This window comes from Nostoc sp. (genome assembly GCF_036919895.1).
Taxonomy (GTDB): Bacteria; Cyanobacteriota; Cyanobacteriia; order Cyanobacteriales; family Nostocaceae; genus Nostoc.
Map to the genome: position 1 here is coordinate 89,099 of NZ_JBALBW010000085.1, position 17,357 is coordinate 106,455.

A 17,357-nucleotide genomic window follows, 5' to 3' on the forward strand; every position below is an offset into this window, starting at 1 on the left:
TTGCATAAAGAGTCCAATCCAATCCAATCGACTTTCCTAATTTCCTCGATTTCTATCTTGTCCATAGGCTTGCCAAGCCAAGTCTACCAATCCGTCAACGATCGCAGCGGCTACAACTGCATTACCTTTGCGACTCTCTATTGTAATATGGGGCACTAGGGAGTCTTGTAAACGCCCCTTCGCTTCATCAACATTGACAAATCCCACTGGGGTCGCAATTATCAAAGCAGGTCTAATTTCCTCAGCCTCAATTAACTCTACCAGTGCTGTTAGCGCTGTTTGCGCTTGACCCACTACAAAAATGCCCTCTGGATAACGCTTTGCTAAAGTTTCGATTCCCCATGCTGCCCGAGTTTTTTCTTTTTGAGGGCGTGTCAAAGCTTCCATGCTGCAATAGACCGGATTAGCAAAGGTGTTTTGAATTTCGTAGGCAATACCTACTTGTACCATCGGCACATCTACCACAATCGTGGTACGCGCGGCTAGCGCTGCTGCTCCTGCTTGCAAGGCACGCTCAGAGAAACGAATCAAAGACTTATACTCAAAGTCAGCTGTAGAGTATATTACCCGACGGACAATCTCGTATTCTGCGGGTGAAAGAACATGATTTTCAATTTCATTATCAATGATTGCTAAACTTTGAGCATCAGTTACGTGCCATTCCATTTTTGTTGAGCTTCTTAAATATTAGCTTTCAGCTTATCAGCTTCAGGCATTTAGGAGTTAGGAGTTATAAGTTAATTAAAAACTCATAACTTCTAACTCAGCACTCATAACTCATTACTAGAAGAAGGCCGACTGAAAATAGGAGATAGGTAGGCAACCAAAACACCGATAATAAAGCCAGAGATATTGCGAACTAGAGGTAGCCAGTCGCTTGTGCGCGTCACCACTGGCCCAATACCAAAGGCGATAAATAAGATTCCCCACAAAGGTGAGAAAATTAAAGCCCATTGCCAAGCAAAAACTTGTCCTTTCTCGCGGGGTTGGGCTGCAAATCCACAAATTATCCCACCAATGACTGAGCTAATCAAGGTGAGAATCCATTGCTCTCGTGGCAATCCGGGGACAACATTGCAACCACCTTTGAGCAAACAGCCTTTAACTGATTCTAAAGCTTGCAGAATGGCTTGGTCTTCGCCTTGTTCGCGGACAAAGTACAAATTACCGAAGCGGGTTTGCAGTTCTATCCAGAATGTCCTGGGTAAAAGTTCATAAACAGCATCGCCGACGCTAAAACTGAGGATGTTACCGCCACGAGAATCGGCAACTAGTAAAATGCTTTTGTCATCCAAACCCCAATATTTGATAACTGCCCGACCTGGGGTGCGGTCATACTGGGTCAATACTCGCAGTTTCCAGCCCGTATCGACTTCAAACTGTTCTAAATCTTTGACAAGCTTTTCTTCTTGCAGCACAGGAAGAGATTTAGCTAAGTCTACAACCGGGGTAAAGGTGTTAGGGAGTAACTCAGGATTGTCATAAGCCAGGGCTGGGGGAGAATACATGACCCAAATTGACCCAGCCAGGAAAAATACTGCAATAGATACGAGAATTCTTCGCCAAAAACAAGATTGCATGGACGTTTTTATACAAATATCAACGGTAGAAGTGAACAAGTTGTTTTAAAAGAGGACTAGAAAAATGATAGTTCTTTACACTTGTTTACTTTACTCTAATGTAAGGGATCAAAGCAAAGCGTTTTTGGTAATCGGGCATTGGCGATCGCTTATTTCTCCTTCATCTTCCCATTCCCAATGAATTCAATCTTCGTCATCAAAATTGCTTTCCCAGTTAGCAGCCTCGTTGTAACCCTCATGAGTGCGATATAGTTCCGTTTTTATCCGGCGATTTTCTTGCCTGAGTATTTCTCGTTCTCGCAACGTTAGTGGTGGTTGTTCATTGCTTGGTAAGCGATCGCTATTTCGCCTCGTGGGTTTCTGACGGGTGAAGTTTCTCCAAGCAGCTTTCGCACCAACAAAGATGCTACGTGTACCTACTTGCAGATTTTGAGCCTGAATCCTTACACTATCAAGACTTTGATCGACTTGTTTAGCTACTTGACTGGCACTTTTTACACCTTCACTGACATCATCAGTTAAATCAGTGATTTCCAAACCAGTCACCCGAATAGCTTCTAGAGTGGGCGGTAACTCCCGTGAGAGGGTATCAAATAGCTTTTCTGCACTGCGAGCCGCGCGTGCTAACTCCTGCAAAGCCGGTATTGCCGCCACTAAAACCGCAGTCAAGCTTGTGGCGACTAAAAGTAAGGAGAGTCCCAACCAAAACAGGGGATCAATCACGGTGATATCATTTATGAGCGTTCTAATTTCTGGGGAAGATAATCTGAGTCTTCAGGTGATGTTTGCCGCTTTAAGATTTGGCTTTCCTTCTGAGTGGCATCTACACCTGCTGCGATCGCTTCCCGTAATCGATCTAAAGTCTCATCCCAGTTTCGTAGTGCGTTGGCAGAGAGACGATCTGCTTGGATTTGCACACTCGTTGATAAATCTTCTGCTAATTCTGGGATAGCATCAGCAGATTTTTTCAAAATTTTACGCGTTTCGCGCCCTGTGCGTGGAGCCACGAGCAACCCGGTTAACGCACCGATGGTAGCTCCCAGCATAAAACCGCCAATAAATACTCCAGAACGGTTATTAGACATGTTGTTGTTTCTCTCCTTACACCTATTTTAGGTGGGTTTTCTCTCCTTGCAAGACTCCACCGATTTTATTCAGTTAATCTATCGTGACAAAATATCAGCCAAAAATGTTGCTTTTATTGATTAAATATTCAAACCATTAGATACTTATAATTCAAAACTTCCTGCTTCCCTCCCTATCCCACCCGATCTTTACACCCTCGTGTCAGACCTAATTATAAATGTTCATGTGAACTTGACATAACTCATTTTGCAACAGTTTTTTTCCCGGATATTAACTGTCGCCTCCGAAAATAACGCTGCCAGATTTGCTGTCCTTGCAAAAGTAGACTGATAATTTGCCGCACTTGTTGAATTTGTATTTGTAGCCCTTGATTTCTCTGCCGTAACTGATAAATATTCTCCTGGCTGAGATAAATATTTTCGGGTGCTTTATCCAGTGCTGTATGGGTACAAATTTCATAGACAGTTAATCTATCTGCTATGTATGCTAGCTGCTGCTTAAGTTGCCATATCCGCCAAGCCACATAGAGTAGCATCAACGAAATTAGGGTATTAACAAGGATAACTAAAATGACCATTGTTTATCTTCACCAATATCAGCTTTAAGGAATTTTTCTATATACTTGACTACGAATTTTATATTTTAGATTTTTTGGGCATGAATCAAAAAATCGCCAATTCGCAAATTTTGTAACAACTATATGCTCACACCTCGCAAAACCACAGCTACAATTGCCTTAGATTCACGACTCGGTTTGCGAAATCAACCCCTATGCTCAAAAAGCCCCAGCGTTACTCCGTTCCATACATTAACCTGATAATCCTAGTCAATTTGCGATCTTAATCAAATACTAGTCCTATATTTCACTAATCTGTTAGTGATAATGATTATTTTTTATATATCCAGTATGAGGTGAGGATGTCAAAAAAATTACTATCAACTAATTCCTTCAGAGTCATTTTTCTTGCTTTGACAATTGGATTTTTTGGGTGTGGAAATCAAGCTGCAAGAACTACATTTACTCAAACTGATACCCAGGTAAATGAGAATCTTCCTAAAGTCGTAGCAACAACAAGTATATTATGTGACTTAACCAAACAAGTTGCTGGGAATACAGTTAACCTCACCTGCTTAATCGATCCTAGTGCCGATCCTCGTGTTTATAAACCAAAGCCGGAAGATCGTAGAGCCATTGAACAAGCTAATCTTATTCTCTATAGTGGCTATAATTTAGAACCGAATCTCATCAAATTAATTAAAGCAACTAAAAACCCTGTACCCAAAATCGCTGTTGGTCAACTTGCAGTATCTAAACCACAACAATTTAAAAAAGGGTTCAAGAATGTAATTGAACCTCATGTTTGGCATAATGCCAAGAATGCTATCAGGATGGTACAAGTAATTAATAGCAACCTGAAAAAACTAGAATCTAGAGATGCTGATACTTATACTAGTAATACCAAAAAAGTCACAAATGAACTAACTCAATTAGATAGTTGGATTAAGTCAAGAATTGCCAGTATTCCTCCCAAAGAACGCAAGTTAGTTACAACCTCTGATGCACTGATTTATTACGCTAAGGCATACGGTATTCCCTTAACAGGGGAATTACAAGGTATTAGTACTGGCGAAAAAACAGGTCTAAGAGAGAAAAATTTGGTTACAAATATTCAACAATCTACAGTCTCAACAATTTTTACTGAAGCAGCAATTAACCCAAATTCACTTCAATCTTTAGCGAGAGAAGCTTCAGTAAAAATTTCTGCTAGAAAGTTATACACTGAGGGACTTGGTGAACCAGGAAGCGAAGCTGAAACTTATCAGAAAATGATGATCGCCAATACACGCACAATTGTAGAAGGGTTAGGAGGGACGTATTTAATGTTTCAAGTGAAAGCTGCTAAGTAGTTATAATCTGCATTGATTCATCTGATAAACCGAAGCCTTTTAGATAACGAAAAATTCGGTTTATCAGTATTTTTTATGAAGACAAAGACTAGAATACTATTTGTCTTTTAATCTGATATCAATAACAGTTGCATTGAAGTTGTAGTTAAAACCTTCTAACTCAAATGGCATTCCAATTTTAACTTTACTGTTACCTATCACTGGGCCATTGTCGGTAAGCTGGGCTTTGCCATCTAAAGTCAAAATAAAATCTGTACTAAAATTGTTGATTTTTGGATCTGGTAATTCTTTCACAGTGCCATCAGGTTGGGAAACATTCACTGTTCTAGGTAGCTGTTGAATGGATTTAATTTCAATTTCTCCGTGGGGTTGATTGCGGATAATTACATTAGTTTTTCCGCCTTTTTTGAATCCATTCTTGAATAATTGTTCGGGGTCACGAACATTTAAACCACGAACTACTAAGTCTACTTCTATGGGTACTGTTTTCGCACCAACTTGGGCAACAGAACCAGAAGTACCAGGAAAGATAAAGATGCCGAATATAACTAGCAAAATTACTAGTGCAGCACCTAAATCTAGGAGATTTATTTTGCCGAACAAACGACCTTTTGAATCTAAAATAGCCATAAAAAGTTTTCCGAGGTAATAGCGAAGTAATTGATTGTAGCAAGAAGCCTTTCGATGGGAATGGTAATTTTCCCTATCTGGTAACAACTCAAAGTAACTGCACGTTTCGATTATGCGACAGTTTATCACGAGTTTCGTAAGTTCGCAGGGGTGGCAGCTAACCCTCAAATTTTTGCCCGTTCAGACTGATGCACCCAGAAAGTAATATCTAGTGTTTAAGCCTATCTCTAGAGGGAATCTCTAGCCGTCCACAATTCGGTAGACTTGCCTAAGCATTGGCTGTATCACAACTCATTTGCTTTTGAGTTAAGAATGCAACTTAGAATACTCTAAATCCGTCTCATAATTTGTCCGATTATTTTATGTCCTCCCAAAATAATATTCAGAGCTTATTATGTTCAATTGGAAAGTTTTTGTTGCAAATTACCGGGTGTGGCGGCGTAGCTGGTTTTATTCTTTAATTTCAGTGGTAGTTGCCCTGAGTCTGTGCCTGAGTACACCCATGCCTGGAAGAGCTTTAGATTTCTTGCCTCTTCTACTCCAAGGATTTCAGGCATTTCAGCTTTCTAATATATCCCCTAACCAAGAAGTTGATCTTGGTAAGCAGATTAATCAGGAATTAGTTGGCAGTCAAGTCCGACTTTACCGCAATCCTGAAGTTAATCGCTATGTGGAACAAGTTGGCCGGCGTTTAGCAGCCAATAGCGATCGCCCCAATCTTCCCTATACTTTCCAAATAGTTGAGGATGACAGTATTAATGCTTTTGCTACCTTGGGCGGCTATGTCTATGTCCACACTGGTTTGCTGAAAACCGCAGACAATGAAGCGGAACTAGCTAGCGTCCTCGCCCACGAAATTGGTCACATTGGGGGGAAACACGTAGTCAAGCAGATGCAGCAAAAAGCGCTCGAAAGTGGACTATTAACAGCAGCTGGCTTAGATCGGAGTACGGCGGTACAAATTGGTGTCCAGTTAGCGCGAGATTTACCCCGCAGTCGTAGCAATGAATTTGAAGCCGATCAAAGAGGACTACGAACTTTGACACGAACTGGTTACGCCCAGTCTGCAATGGTTTCGTTTATGAAAAAGCTGCTGAACAAGGGTGGTTCTGCTCCAACATTTTTGAGTACCCACCCCGGAACTAGCGATCGCATTGATGCCCTCAGACGTGCAATTAACTCCCAACCGAGTAATGGAACTTATGGCTTGGATAATGCTAGTTATAAAGCTAATATTCGACCATTAGCAAGGTCTTGAGGGAATTAGGAATTGGGCATTGCTTATTCCCTTGTCTCCTTCATCTTCCACATTTTCCCTCCGCCTCATCTCGAATATTATTCAATTCCTATTGCGGCGATCGACTTTGATTTTGGCTGGATTAACGGTAATTACAATTTCTTCTAAAGGGAGGGTACGGAGATAGTTTTTAAAAATGTTAACTTGATAAACCAGGTTATTCGTCACATCCAATCCAGTCAACCAGCCACTCCGGGGATGATAAGCGCCAGTATCTATGTCTAGCCATCCCTGCCCTTGTGCCAGTTTACCAGGAGAAACACCAGGCAGAGTAAAAGTAATAGTGTGACCGATGATAATCAGCTTATCTGGAAAGTAGGGTTTTTCAATACTGTGAAATTCCTCTCGTATCCAGCAGAGTTCCTCGGCAGTTTGTTCTGTAACCGACTTGGAAGGGTCAACACCAGCATGAGTTAACCAAATATCCCCCAAGTCGAGATATGTAGGCAAACTCTTGAACCAATCCAGATGGTCATCAGGGATTGAAGCCTCGTGGTAACTGGCTACGGTAGCTTGCCCCCCACTGTACAACCACGCTTGCATCGTCGGGGAGGAAATTCTTTCATTAGTCAGAATGTTTAATAACATCTGCTCATGATTTCCCAGCAAACATGGGTAGTTATGTCGTTTGACAAAATTAACTACTTGTGAGCTATGAGGCCCGCGATCGATTAAATCTCCCAAAAAATAGATTTGATCGTCTGATGTGGGAGCGATCGCCTCCAACAAAGTCATCAAACCTTCATAGTGTCCATGTACATCCCCAATAACAATTCGTCTGGGGCTAGTTTCGCTCATTGTCTCTTAGCTTCAATAGTTTGGCTAATACTTCTGCTACAGTTTAAGCTGTCTGGTTTCCGTAATAGAAGGTAAAAATACTGAACTAAGTTTTATTTTAATTTAATTATTATTCCAGAAATAAATATTATTTATCGTGAACATAAAGTAGTATGCATATTTCTTACTGCTCAGAAAGAAAATTAGCAAATTTCACTCGCGTTAGCTTAGAATCTAAGCTATTGCTATATTTCTAACTTTTTACCTCAACAATGTCTAACGATTTCTCTGCTGAGATTAGTTCGCGCATCTGCAAGCACATGAATGACGATCATGCTGATGCCGTAGTGATTTATGCTAAAGCTTTTGGTGGTGTAACAGATGCAAGTGCAGCAAAAATGCTGTCAATTGATGCCCAAGGTATGGATTTAACAGCGCAAGTTAATGGGGAAGCTGTGCCAGTTCGCATTCAGTTCGATCGTGTTTTAGCGGATGCAGAAGATGCTCATCAAACTCTAATTGCGATGGTGAAGCAAGCACGGATGAAGGCAAAGTAGAAATTTGGAAGTCCCTAAAGACCTCCATTGCACTTCATGTTAGCTGTCACCCAGAGATAGCTACCTCTTCCTTGACTACTGCGGCATAAGGCTTCGTTTGAATAATTTCAAACTTCCAGTCTGAAGAATAATCAGCCAATTCATAGCCAACAGTCTTAACATGAGCCAGCATCAACTCATCCCGTTGATGCCAAACTGCAAATATTTTCTCCCTGCCATCATAAAGCGTTTCTAGGTCAATTTGATAAACCTCATTTACCCGCTTCAGTTTCAAGCCCAACAAATTTAAGAGTCGGCTGAGTATTTTTATTGCCGAAAGCTGCTCTTTCTCCCCAACTAAGTTAATACCAAGCGCCCTTTTAATATGCTTACTATGCTGAAAAACCACATTTTTAAGCATTATCAAATCTGGATTACTCTCGGTAAATTCTCTTTCTACTTCGAGAAACTGAAGCATTCCCAAGGCTCTCATCGCTTCAACTTTGAGCGTGTAAGTTTTTAAATCTGGTAGAAAAACTTTCCCTTCACCCCAAGACAATTGCTGATGCCATTCTTGCTGGTCTCTGACGTGAAAATATTCGCTTTCGTGAGTTAGATAATAATGAATTAACAGTTGACGATAATATCCTTGATCATCTTGCAATTTCAGCCAAGGAGTAACTTCTACACCATACCTTTGTTTGATAGCATATTTATTGATTTGGTTCCGTTCTGCATCAGTTAGAGAATGCTTCACTAATAGCTGCTCATATTCTACATAATCGATATCTTTAGCATTAGCTACAGCAGTTGCTACTGATAGTTGATTTTGCTGTTTAATATCCTTAATTTTACGCTTAATCTCTTTAGCTTTTTGGCGACTGTGCGCCCAATCTTTTTGAACTTTGACAATTTCTAAAACTAATCTTCTGCGGGTAGCTAAATCATCGGCATCAGTTGCCAAAAATGCCAGCCGTAAATCTCGAATAATATTATTATGAACAGCATTACTCCGCATCTGGATTTGATGTCCATCAGCAATTAAACCATCTTGCATTGATTGACGATAGAGGCGGATAGAAGCATTTACCCGCGCAGATAACTTAGCCCAGGTTCGCAAATGAATCGGGTCATGAACTAAAGGTAAATCCACATCTATTTTATGTAGTGGACTAAGCAAAGCTAAATTTTCTTTTTGATTTTCCTGATACCAATCAGATAGCAAGCGATAATTTGTACTACCACTACCAATTAAACCAATACCTCGTTTCGCGCACCAGACAACACGCGGCACATCATCCCGCACTCTTGCTAATGCTTGTCTTGCTTCCGAGTCAGGAATTACCCCTTGAAAAATGCCATAAACTCGGTCGAAATGTTGGACATCAATACTAATTCCCGTACCCAGGCTAGGGGTAACAAAAACGCCATCATATTCAGATATTTTTTGATTGATTGCTGCGATAAAATCAACGGCTGCGTGGCCGGGTGTGTTTGTAGTGTGGCTACTAACTACCAAGGTTTTAGGAAATTGCCGCCGTAATTTTTGTAAGCGTTCTTTCAGATAACGTTCGATTGTTTCACAACTGTAACGTCCAGCACGACTATCGGTAGTAACATAACATTTACGTCCAGCAAGTAAATCTAATTCCAATTGGTGAATTAGCGGTGTTGGGTTCGGCGAATCATAAAAAGTTACATCCCAACCATGCTGAGGCTTCCATTGGTTGAGAACAACCCAAGGCGTTAATTTAATTCCTGCTAATCCTTGTAGATATTCAAGTGATACATCTGATAAATCAGCATCTTGGGCAATTACTAACCCTCCAGTTGTTAAAACTGTGGAAATTAATTGCTGGAATAGTCTTAATATTTTTACACGCTTGTGTTTACAAGTATTACTGTTTAATAGATGCCACAAAGACTGCTCTACTTCATCTAAAATTACTATTGCCCCGTGCCAATTTTCCGGGTTAAGCTTCCAAATCGAATCAACGCACAATCCAAGGGATTGCTGAGGAGAAAGTGAGCGGAGTATGGGAGGAGCGGGGATAAGTTTTTTCTCAATCGTTTTATCCCTATCTTCTTTATGCGTTCCCCATTGGATACCAATTTTTTCACACAAAAATCTTCCTAGTAGAATTCTGTGAGTAATTAATAAAACGGGTTGATTTCTAATTTTCGCTTGCTGAACAACAGCTTGTAGCGATGTAGTTTTACCTGTTCCTTTTGCAGACTTTACTCCTACTAATCCAGAAGTTGGGAAAGGGATTTCACCTATATAAGGGCGATTCAAAGTGAGAGCCGCAGGAATAGTTAACTCAGTATGGGGTTTGGTTTGAGCAAGATAAATTTCTAAATCAACACTTTGGCGATAAACTTTCTCGAAGCTAGTTGCACCTTTGGCAACGATAAACTCATCAACCCCTTTTTCGATTCCTGGAAGTTCGATTACTTTAACAGAGCAATTTTCTTGTTGGAATAAACAACCAAGTTGAGAAATAGCATTATTTACAGCAGCAATTGTTTTAGGTTGAGTTTCAAAATCAAAACAAATATAAAAGCTCCGCTTTGTAATTGCAAAAGCTGCTAAGTCGGGAATCAACTGACGACGGGTAACTTTACCAAATTCATCTTTAACAACCCGATAACCACTGGTAATTCCGGGAATAGCAATAGCTGCATATCCTTGTGTCAACAGCGTTGCTGCTTTCTTTACACCCTCGCAGAGAATCAGGGGAATGTTATGTTGCATCACCCATTGCCAGAAGCCTCTAGCTTCACCATCAGCAGTAATGGTGATATTGTCAGGCATGACCAGATTGTAACGTCCAGCGACTTGCTGCCATACTTGCAGCGTTACCCGCAAACAAAACACCCGCGTTGGCGTGCTGGGGGGATGCTCGTATTTGATGGACTTACCATTATGATTCTGTCGGGGTTGGTTTGGCTTAAAGCATCCCCATTCCATCATCTGCCAATTATTTTGAGGGTCTAGCCCCGAACACCACCAACCACCTTCAGTAATATGAGCATAACGCTGCAACCATCCAGCTTTCACCATTCCGGTATTGGTGCGGGGAAGTAGCTCAGAAATCAATAGGTACTCATAAGCGGTTACGCCTTGGAGTGACCTAAAATTGAGTTGCACTAGGTGTAAGTCTATACCACTACTATTGACTAATTCTTCAAGGTGTTGGGGGTGTAAATAGTGCAGATGCATAGGGAAAGACCTGAAGAGAAGACAATGAGATTAAAACATTAACATGCATCTGCTTTTTTTCTATAAGAGATATTGCGAGGCTTTTGTGATGCTTTTTTTACTTCGTTATGGGAGACACATCGGTTCGCTCTCTAGTGGGTTATTCTGCCTATTAGATCCCCAAAGTAATAATTTTGTATTGTGATATTTGTTCGATTTTAATTTTGATTTATCAGTAAATTTCTGCGTTACGGAGTGCGATCGCTATAGGGTACTATCTTCATTTACTTCAGCAAAAACTTTAAACCGATTGTCTACCTGCGATCGCACCTCATGTTTGGGATGTAACATATCTCAATGAATCAATTCATGTAGGGGCAATTCATATTCCCAATGTAGTGAGCATGAAGAGTATAAACCTGCAATTGTTGTTTGCTTTCCAAAGCCTTAATTTGAGGATATGTTTTTAAGCGAAAATATGCTCATTAAATAGCTCTGCTCTTACCACTCTACCCTTTCTATTAGTAGTTCCTGCGTACATATATGAATAATATTTTCCATATTTATTATCAGGTTTACTTCTATTCTCAAAAAGGAGTGATTCCAAATTTGCTAGACGTTCAACAACATTTTCTGGTATCTGATTTATATGCTTTGCTAACTCGACAACAAGCGTAAAGAAATTAGACTTTCTAAACCAAATTGAATCAGATGGTAAAGCCATATCACTAATTGTAGCAAAAGTCTTTATTAGCAGAGCTTTGATATGATCTTTATTAGGATATTCATCATTATATTGAGCAATATAATTTTCAACTTCTTTATCTTGAGGAAAATATCCACCATTTTCAATGGTTGCCATTACTAATAATATAAAGTACAAATCAGCCATTCTGGTGAATTCTGATTCATGAAAAACACCATATTCCTGCAAAGAAATATCTTCTAAAATACTCTTACCAGTTTTGATAAAGTAGCCACTATATATAGCATTATGGATTTCTATATCGTCCAGTTTAAACTCTGTCAGATTAATTCTACGGAAGATTTCTCTGATGGTTTCCTCTGATACTTTGCCTATATCTCTTACAACAATTTGATATGAGAGAAACTCTTCTCTTTTATCTTCTGTTAAATCTTCAAATTTTGGGATTTTATTTAAATTTTTATCATTATCATATTGATGATCAATATACCGTTTTATTGTAGTTAATCTTTGTTGCCCATCAATAACGTGTTGTGTTGTACGTAGCTTTTTCGTATCAATATCACCTTGACAAACATAAATTTCAGGGAAGGGATATCCTTTTAAAATAGTATCTATAAATTCCTCTTGATGATCATGAGTCCACACAAACTTTCGTTGAAAGTCAGGTCTCAATATAAATTTTCCTCCTTCAATATTCTGGTAAATATCAGCAATAGTAGGATTAGTCACTGATGGTTTAATTTGATTTGCCATGTTCCCCACCGATTTCTAAAGATTTTTTCAGGTCTATTAATCCACTTAATGTATACATTTCAAAATGTTGATAAGTTTTGAATATACCAGCAGTTACTTTATAGTTACCAACTTCTGATTTACCGTAAGAGATAGACTTAAAAAAATCAAACCATTGATTCTTTAACTCGTTAACCTTAAATGACACTGGAAGCTTGTCAGGTCTTATCCATCCCATTGTTGTGTATTCCAAAAAAGAATGGTACATCTTTAACTCATCGTATGTGACTGTTCTTCTTGCTCTCCTTAGTTCCATCTGATAAATACAAATAATATCAATAATTCTGTCATACAAGTTCTGCGATACGATAGCAACATCAATGTCTGAGTCATAATCAAAATTTTTCCTTTTACGTGGGCTAAATCCCAATTTTGCGGAGCCTGTTATGAAAACTTCATGAAAAGCAATATCAAATTCTTCAGAAATTCTCTTTCTAAATTCGTAGTATTTATCTTCTTGTCCCTCAAAGATATGTGGCGTGCCATGTAAAACTTTTTTCCTGCATAAATCTATTACAGCAGCATCATCTTTAATTTCTTGTAGAGATGATATAAATTCATGTAAATTCACAACTATATTTTTCTCAGGAAGGTCTATCAATGTTTTAGATATTTGGTATATATAATAACGTAAATTCTACTCAAAAAAGTAAAAGTTAGTAGTGAAGCATCAATATTAAACTTCACTACTAACTCTTTTTAACTATCCCGCTAACCTACGCCCCGACAGCTTCCTTGGCGGCGTACAACACCTCAGCGTTGATTTCTTTGAAACCGCGATCGCGGGCAAATTTTTCGGTATTACGCTTCACCTTGCCACGCACAAATCCAGGAATCTTATTCAATTCTACTTGACCATCCTTTGTCCAATTCAAATCAGAATCAGCAGAAATTCCCCTAGTAATAACTTCTTTGGTATCATGACCACCGAAGATTTCTAACAGGTGATCTTCCATTCCCAAAGTGAAGGAATTGTAGATCAAATCTGTAATCTGATTCGTGCCTTCGTAACCCATAAATGGTTTGTAACCAATGGGGAAGTTTTGGACGTGGATTGGTGCAGCAATTACGCCACAGGGAATATCCAAACGCTTACCAACGTGGCGTTCCATTTGGGTGCCGAAAATGGCAGAGGGTTCGACACGAGCGATCGCATCCCCAATTTCACCATGATCCTCGGAAATTAGCACTTCATCGCAATACTCGCTCACCTGTTCGCGGAACCAGTCTGCATCATATTTACAGTAGGTTCCAGCCCAAACAACATGAATCCCCATTTCTCGCGCCAGAATCTTGGTAATGGCGGCGGCGTGGGTATTGTCACCAAAAACCACAGCTTTTTTGCCAGTCAAGTTTTGACAGTCAATGGAACGGGAGAACCAAGCAGCCTGAGATACGTGCAACGTTTGCTCATTAATGAAGTTTTCGTAGTCAACTTCTGCACCTTGAGCGTTAATTACCTGCTGAATCTTGCGAATACAACGGGCAGTTTCCACTACACCCATCGGAGTAATGTCTATATAAGGTGTGCCAAATTGTTCTTCGAGGTAACGAGCGGTGGTTAAACCGAGTTCGCGGTAAGGTATGAGGTTAAACCAGGCTTTCGGCATCTTCTTCAAGTCATTCACCGAAGCACCTTCAGGAATTAAGGTATTTACCTCAATCCCCAAGTCAGCCATCAGCCGTTTGAGTTCGGTGCAGTCGTGATTATTATGAAAACCAAGGGTAGTAGTACCGATAATGTTAACGGAGGGTTTCTCAGTTTTACCCTCTGCTAATTCGCCCCGCTTCCGGGCTTTTTCAATGTAGTATTGGACAATTTGATCCAAAGTGCGCTCGGCGGCTTGCAGTTCGTTGTAGCGGTAGTGGTTCACATCCGCTAGCATTACGTCTCCTTTGGCTTCTAGTTGCGCCCGTTCCACAAAGTTGTGCAAATCCTCTTGCAAAATGCTGGAGGTGCAAGTGGGAGTTAACACAATCAGATCGGGGTGTTCCTCGGCATCTTTGCGGACGATGTTGTCAACCACCTTCTCTTGGGAACCACGCGCCAAAACGTTGCGATCGACAACACTGGTTGTCACTGGAGTGAAATCCCTCTCGCGCGATAGCATGGAGCGCATGACGTTAAAGTAGTCATCGCCAATGGGCGCGTGCATGATCGCATGAACATTTTTAAAAGAGCTAGCGATTCGCAGAGTGCCGATGTGGGCTGGGCCTGCATACATCCAGTAAGCCAATTTCATGTTTGTGTTCTCCCTTTTCAACAGAAATAACACGGAGTCCGATAAAAATGGACTATAAGTGCTTGATTATTATTAAATCGTTTCTGATTGTCTCAAAACTTGTATCCCTAATGAAGTGAAGAGTTGTAAGGTTTTATATGGAGTACATAGGCGTAGGCATCCCTCAAACCCGCTTACTGATTGGGGTCTAGCTTCTGATTTTAACAACTTGGTTGTTGCTTTATTTAAATAAATCTTAATTTTTCGGCAAATTTGTTTTCAATTTGGGTAATTAGATTAATTTATGCTACTCTAAAAAAGCTTTTAGTACGTATGAACTAGCATTAAAAGAATTTACTATATCTGTACAGGTTAAGCTAATGGTTCTGACTCTCTCAACGATTCCAACAGTTCCAAAGCCTTTTTTGAAATGGGCTGGTGGTAAAAACCAGTTAATTGAGCAAATCAATAATTTTTTTCCAAATGAATTATTTAACGGCTCAATCAAAAGGTACATCGAACCTTTTATAGGAGGTGGCGCAGTCTTTTTTTACGTAGCACATAAATATGATATCCAAGAATTATTTATTTCTGATATAAATGCAGAATTAGTTATAGCATACAAGACAATTCAATATCATGTAGATGATTTGATTGAAATTTTAGATAAAATTACAACAAAATATTTGTCTTTTGATGAAAGTGAAAAAAGCAAATATTACTATCAAACAAGAACACATTTTAACAGTCGAAAAAAATCCCTTAACTTAGATAACTACCATTTCGAATGGCTAGAAAGAACTGCCCAAATTATTTTCCTGAACAAAACTTGTTTTAATGGGCTTTTTCGTGTCAATTCTAAAGGTGATTTTAATGTTCCAGCAGGCATATATAAAAAGCCGAGTATTTACGATCCTAAAAACTTGAAATCTGTAGCTAAAATTCTACAGAATACGAAAATTTGTCATGGAGATTTTACTGAATATGAAAGCTTTATTGACGATCAAACATTCGTTTATTTTGACCCTCCCTATAGACCAATTAGTAACACATCTAAGTTTACATCTTATTCACAGCCGTCATTTAATGATTCTGAACAATTAAGGTTACGAGACTATTTTAAAAAGCTAGATAATAAGGGTGCATTAATCATGCTTAGTAACTCCGATCCTAAAAATGAAAATATAAACGATAATTTTTTTGAGGATGCTTATGGTGGTTATAAAATAGAAAGGGTTAGAGCCACACGCAATATTAATAGCAATGCGTTAAAGCGAAATTCAATTAATGAATTATTAATTATGAATTATTAGATAATAAATTAAATAACATTATGAGATTTAATTCCATTTTCCAAACATATTTTAATTTTTCAAATGAAACTGAATTTTTCCAATATTTTCAGAATACACTGACAGATTCTATAAGTGTCTGAAACTATTTTGTTGACTGGGAAAAAGTTTTAAGAAAATTTAATGATGTAGAAATTAATTTAAATATACTTAACTATCTAGTTGGAAAGAATGATATAGAAAATGAATTTGGGCTGCTTTTACAACAACATCCTCAAATTGTCAGTGCTATTCCAATTTTAATAGCTTGTCGTACTACGAATTTTCAAATCTTAACTGATTATACAAGTGGTAATTTTGTATATAAATCTTTTAATTTTAAAAGAAAAGATTCATTATCTCAACTAGAGATTAATGATATTTTAGAGTTTACTAAAAACACAGGAGTTATTGATTACACTTTAAATCTCAATATGGTTGTCAGTGGATTACTTGGTGAACTCATAACACAAAATCTGTAAATTGTTTTCTTTATTTAAGTAACAGATTAGTAGAAGGAGTTTATAGGAGGTACATTTTTGTCACTGGAAGCCCAGCCTCTAATCAGCCATTCCCATGCTCTGCATGGGAACGAGAGAATAATGGGAAAATTCGGGAGAGGATGAATTAACCTAGAGAGGTGTTAATTACTGCCGAAAAATTTCTACTTTTTGTAACACGACCTCTTGATTTGGACGATCTCTAGTCGTAGCCACATTAGCGATCTTGTTGACTATATCTAAACCTTGCACAACTTCACCAAAAACACTGTGTTTGTTGTCAAGGTGAGGTGTCGGTGCTTCTGTAATAAACCATTGCGAACCATTTGTACCGCGTCCGGCGTTAGCCATCGACAGGATACCTGCACCAGTGTGTCTCAATTCAGGATGAAACTCATCTTCAAATTGATATCCTGGGCCACCAGTACCCCAACGGCTGGCTGTATCTAGATAACGACTCAGAGGATCGCCACACTGAATCATAAAATCAGGGATGACCCGGTGAAAGCGAACTCCATCGTAAGCTGGAGTTCCCTTACCAGATTCACCAGTTTTAGGGTCTTTCCAGTCGATTGTTCCGGTTGCTAGACCAACAAAATTTTTGACGGTGTTGGGGGTTCGCTCTTCTTCCAAACGAACTACAATTTCACCCAAGGATGTAATTAAACGAGCGTGCAGCTTGCCATTACCGGGAATATTAATTTCTGGAAAGTTCATTAGATATCCTACTTTAATAAGTGCCAGTATTTGACCTATATAAGTTTATCAGCATTCAAGTTACCGCCTT

16 protein-coding genes and 1 pseudogene are annotated in these 17,357 nt (G+C 39.2%); 5 read left to right on the top strand and 12 right to left on the bottom strand.

All coding sequences use genetic code 11. The features are described 5' to 3' along the window. Window positions 1-36: 36 nt before the first annotated feature. The 5 genes from V7K55_RS17310 to V7K55_RS17330 all read right to left on the bottom strand — a co-directional run bounded on the left by V7K55_RS17310 (window position 37) and on the right by V7K55_RS17330 (window position 3,243). Window positions 37-666, bottom strand: a complete 630-nt coding sequence (locus V7K55_RS17310; RefSeq protein ID WP_334833386.1) for a precorrin-8X methylmutase — start codon at window positions 664-666, stop codon at window positions 37-39. Window positions 667-770: 104 nt separating this feature from the next. Continuing rightward, complete coding sequence (locus V7K55_RS17315; protein WP_334833389.1) at window positions 771-1,580, bottom strand: TPM domain-containing protein; 810 nt, start codon at window positions 1,578-1,580, stop codon at window positions 771-773. A 183-nt stretch (window positions 1,581-1,763) separates the two neighbouring features. Beyond that, a complete protein-coding gene (locus V7K55_RS17320; protein WP_334833391.1) occupies window positions 1,764-2,303 on the bottom strand; it encodes a DUF948 domain-containing protein in 540 nt (179 codons plus the stop codon). An 11-nt stretch (window positions 2,304-2,314) separates the two neighbouring features. Beyond that, window positions 2,315-2,665 carry a YtxH domain-containing protein gene (locus V7K55_RS17325; RefSeq protein WP_334833393.1) on the bottom strand — a complete coding sequence of 117 codons (351 nt, stop codon included), beginning with the start codon at window positions 2,663-2,665 and terminating at the stop codon, window positions 2,315-2,317. Window positions 2,666-2,907: 242 nt separating this feature from the next. Further along, complete coding sequence (locus V7K55_RS17330; RefSeq protein WP_334833395.1) at window positions 2,908-3,243, bottom strand: hypothetical protein; 336 nt, start codon at window positions 3,241-3,243, stop codon at window positions 2,908-2,910. A gap of 341 nt (window positions 3,244-3,584) precedes the next feature. On the opposite strand from V7K55_RS17330, the gene V7K55_RS17335 reads away from it, so the two are divergent. Then, window positions 3,585-4,574: a metal ABC transporter solute-binding protein, Zn/Mn family gene (locus V7K55_RS17335; RefSeq protein ID WP_334833398.1), complete on the top strand. Its 990-nt coding sequence runs from the start codon at window positions 3,585-3,587 to the stop codon at window positions 4,572-4,574. A 96-nt stretch (window positions 4,575-4,670) separates the two neighbouring features. Here the strand turns inward: V7K55_RS17335 and V7K55_RS17340 are convergent, their stop codons facing one another. Then, window positions 4,671-5,204 carry a DUF4330 domain-containing protein gene (locus V7K55_RS17340; protein ID WP_334833401.1) on the bottom strand — a complete coding sequence of 178 codons (534 nt, stop codon included), beginning with the start codon at window positions 5,202-5,204 and terminating at the stop codon, window positions 4,671-4,673. Between the two features lie 394 nt (window positions 5,205-5,598). On the opposite strand from V7K55_RS17340, the gene V7K55_RS17345 reads away from it, so the two are divergent. Beyond that, window positions 5,599-6,462 (top strand): M48 family metallopeptidase, encoded by an 864-nt coding sequence (locus V7K55_RS17345; protein ID WP_334833403.1) that lies wholly within the window; start codon window positions 5,599-5,601, stop codon window positions 6,460-6,462. Window positions 6,463-6,543: 81 nt separating this feature from the next. On the opposite strand, the gene V7K55_RS17350 is transcribed toward V7K55_RS17345, so the two are convergent. Further along, a complete protein-coding gene (locus V7K55_RS17350; protein ID WP_334833405.1) occupies window positions 6,544-7,299 on the bottom strand; it encodes a metallophosphoesterase family protein in 756 nt (251 codons plus the stop codon). Window positions 7,300-7,550: 251 nt separating this feature from the next. Between V7K55_RS17350 and V7K55_RS17355 the strand changes: the two genes are divergently transcribed. Next, window positions 7,551-7,835 (top strand): DUF2470 domain-containing protein, encoded by a 285-nt coding sequence (locus V7K55_RS17355; RefSeq protein ID WP_334833407.1) that lies wholly within the window; start codon window positions 7,551-7,553, stop codon window positions 7,833-7,835. A 46-nt stretch (window positions 7,836-7,881) separates the two neighbouring features. On the opposite strand, the gene V7K55_RS17360 is transcribed toward V7K55_RS17355, so the two are convergent. The 4 genes from V7K55_RS17360 to bchB form a co-directional block, all read right to left on the bottom strand. Next, window positions 7,882-11,037, bottom strand: a complete 3,156-nt coding sequence (locus V7K55_RS17360) for a plasmid replication protein, CyRepA1 family (protein ID WP_334833409.1) — start codon at window positions 11,035-11,037, stop codon at window positions 7,882-7,884. Between the two features lie 445 nt (window positions 11,038-11,482). Beyond that, on the bottom strand, window positions 11,483-12,478 hold the full coding sequence (locus V7K55_RS17365; RefSeq protein WP_334833411.1) for a DUF262 domain-containing protein: 996 nt from the start codon (window positions 12,476-12,478) through the stop codon (window positions 11,483-11,485). Then, complete coding sequence (locus tag V7K55_RS17370; protein WP_334833413.1) at window positions 12,462-13,118, bottom strand: hypothetical protein; 657 nt, start codon at window positions 13,116-13,118, stop codon at window positions 12,462-12,464. Before V7K55_RS17370 ends, V7K55_RS17365 begins: the two co-directional genes overlap by 17 nt. 115 nt (window positions 13,119-13,233) lie before the next feature. Next, on the bottom strand, window positions 13,234-14,760 hold the full coding sequence (gene bchB, locus V7K55_RS17375; RefSeq protein WP_334833416.1) for a ferredoxin:protochlorophyllide reductase (ATP-dependent) subunit B: 1,527 nt from the start codon (window positions 14,758-14,760) through the stop codon (window positions 13,234-13,236). 359 nt (window positions 14,761-15,119) lie between these two features. On the opposite strand from bchB, the gene V7K55_RS17380 reads away from it, so the two are divergent. Both V7K55_RS17380 and V7K55_RS27560 read left to right on the top strand, forming a co-directional pair. Further along, a complete protein-coding gene (locus V7K55_RS17380; protein ID WP_334833419.1) occupies window positions 15,120-16,052 on the top strand; it encodes a DNA adenine methylase in 933 nt (310 codons plus the stop codon). Window positions 16,053-16,186: 134 nt separating this feature from the next. Further along, a pseudogene (locus tag V7K55_RS27560) lies at window positions 16,187-16,552 on the top strand (DpnII family type II restriction endonuclease); the annotation flags it as partial. A gap of 165 nt (window positions 16,553-16,717) precedes the next feature. On the opposite strand, the gene V7K55_RS17385 reads toward V7K55_RS27560, so the two are convergent. Next, window positions 16,718-17,287, bottom strand: a complete 570-nt coding sequence (locus V7K55_RS17385) for a peptidylprolyl isomerase (RefSeq protein WP_334833421.1) — start codon at window positions 17,285-17,287, stop codon at window positions 16,718-16,720. Window positions 17,288-17,357: the final 70 nt, after the last annotated feature.

Bases quoted from the DNA above. Each gene is read 5' to 3' on its own strand.
- V7K55_RS17325 (WP_334833393.1), bottom strand. From the start codon at position 2,665: ATGTCTAATAACCGTTCTGGAGTATTTATTGGCGGTTTTATGCTGGGA.
- bchB (WP_334833416.1), bottom strand. From the start codon at position 14,760: ATGAAATTGGCTTACTGGATGTATGCAGGCCCAGCCCACATCGGCACT.
- V7K55_RS17360 (WP_334833409.1), bottom strand. From the start codon at position 11,037: ATGCATCTGCACTATTTACACCCCCAACACCTTGAAGAATTAGTCAAT.
- V7K55_RS17365 (WP_334833411.1), bottom strand. From the start codon at position 12,478: ATGGCAAATCAAATTAAACCATCAGTGACTAATCCTACTATTGCTGAT.
- V7K55_RS17385 (WP_334833421.1), bottom strand. From the start codon at position 17,287: ATGAACTTTCCAGAAATTAATATTCCCGGTAATGGCAAGCTGCACGCT.
- V7K55_RS17315 (WP_334833389.1), bottom strand. From the start codon at position 1,580: ATGCAATCTTGTTTTTGGCGAAGAATTCTCGTATCTATTGCAGTATTT.
- V7K55_RS17350 (WP_334833405.1), bottom strand. From the start codon at position 7,299: ATGAGCGAAACTAGCCCCAGACGAATTGTTATTGGGGATGTACATGGA.
- V7K55_RS17310 (WP_334833386.1), bottom strand. From the start codon at position 666: ATGGAATGGCACGTAACTGATGCTCAAAGTTTAGCAATCATTGATAAT.
- V7K55_RS17335 (WP_334833398.1), top strand. From the start codon at position 3,585: ATGTCAAAAAAATTACTATCAACTAATTCCTTCAGAGTCATTTTTCTT.
- V7K55_RS17330 (WP_334833395.1), bottom strand. From the start codon at position 3,243: ATGGTCATTTTAGTTATCCTTGTTAATACCCTAATTTCGTTGATGCTA.
- V7K55_RS17340 (WP_334833401.1), bottom strand. From the start codon at position 5,204: ATGGCTATTTTAGATTCAAAAGGTCGTTTGTTCGGCAAAATAAATCTC.
- V7K55_RS17345 (WP_334833403.1), top strand. From the start codon at position 5,599: ATGTTCAATTGGAAAGTTTTTGTTGCAAATTACCGGGTGTGGCGGCGT.
- V7K55_RS17355 (WP_334833407.1), top strand. From the start codon at position 7,551: ATGTCTAACGATTTCTCTGCTGAGATTAGTTCGCGCATCTGCAAGCAC.
- V7K55_RS17380 (WP_334833419.1), top strand. From the start codon at position 15,120: ATGGTTCTGACTCTCTCAACGATTCCAACAGTTCCAAAGCCTTTTTTG.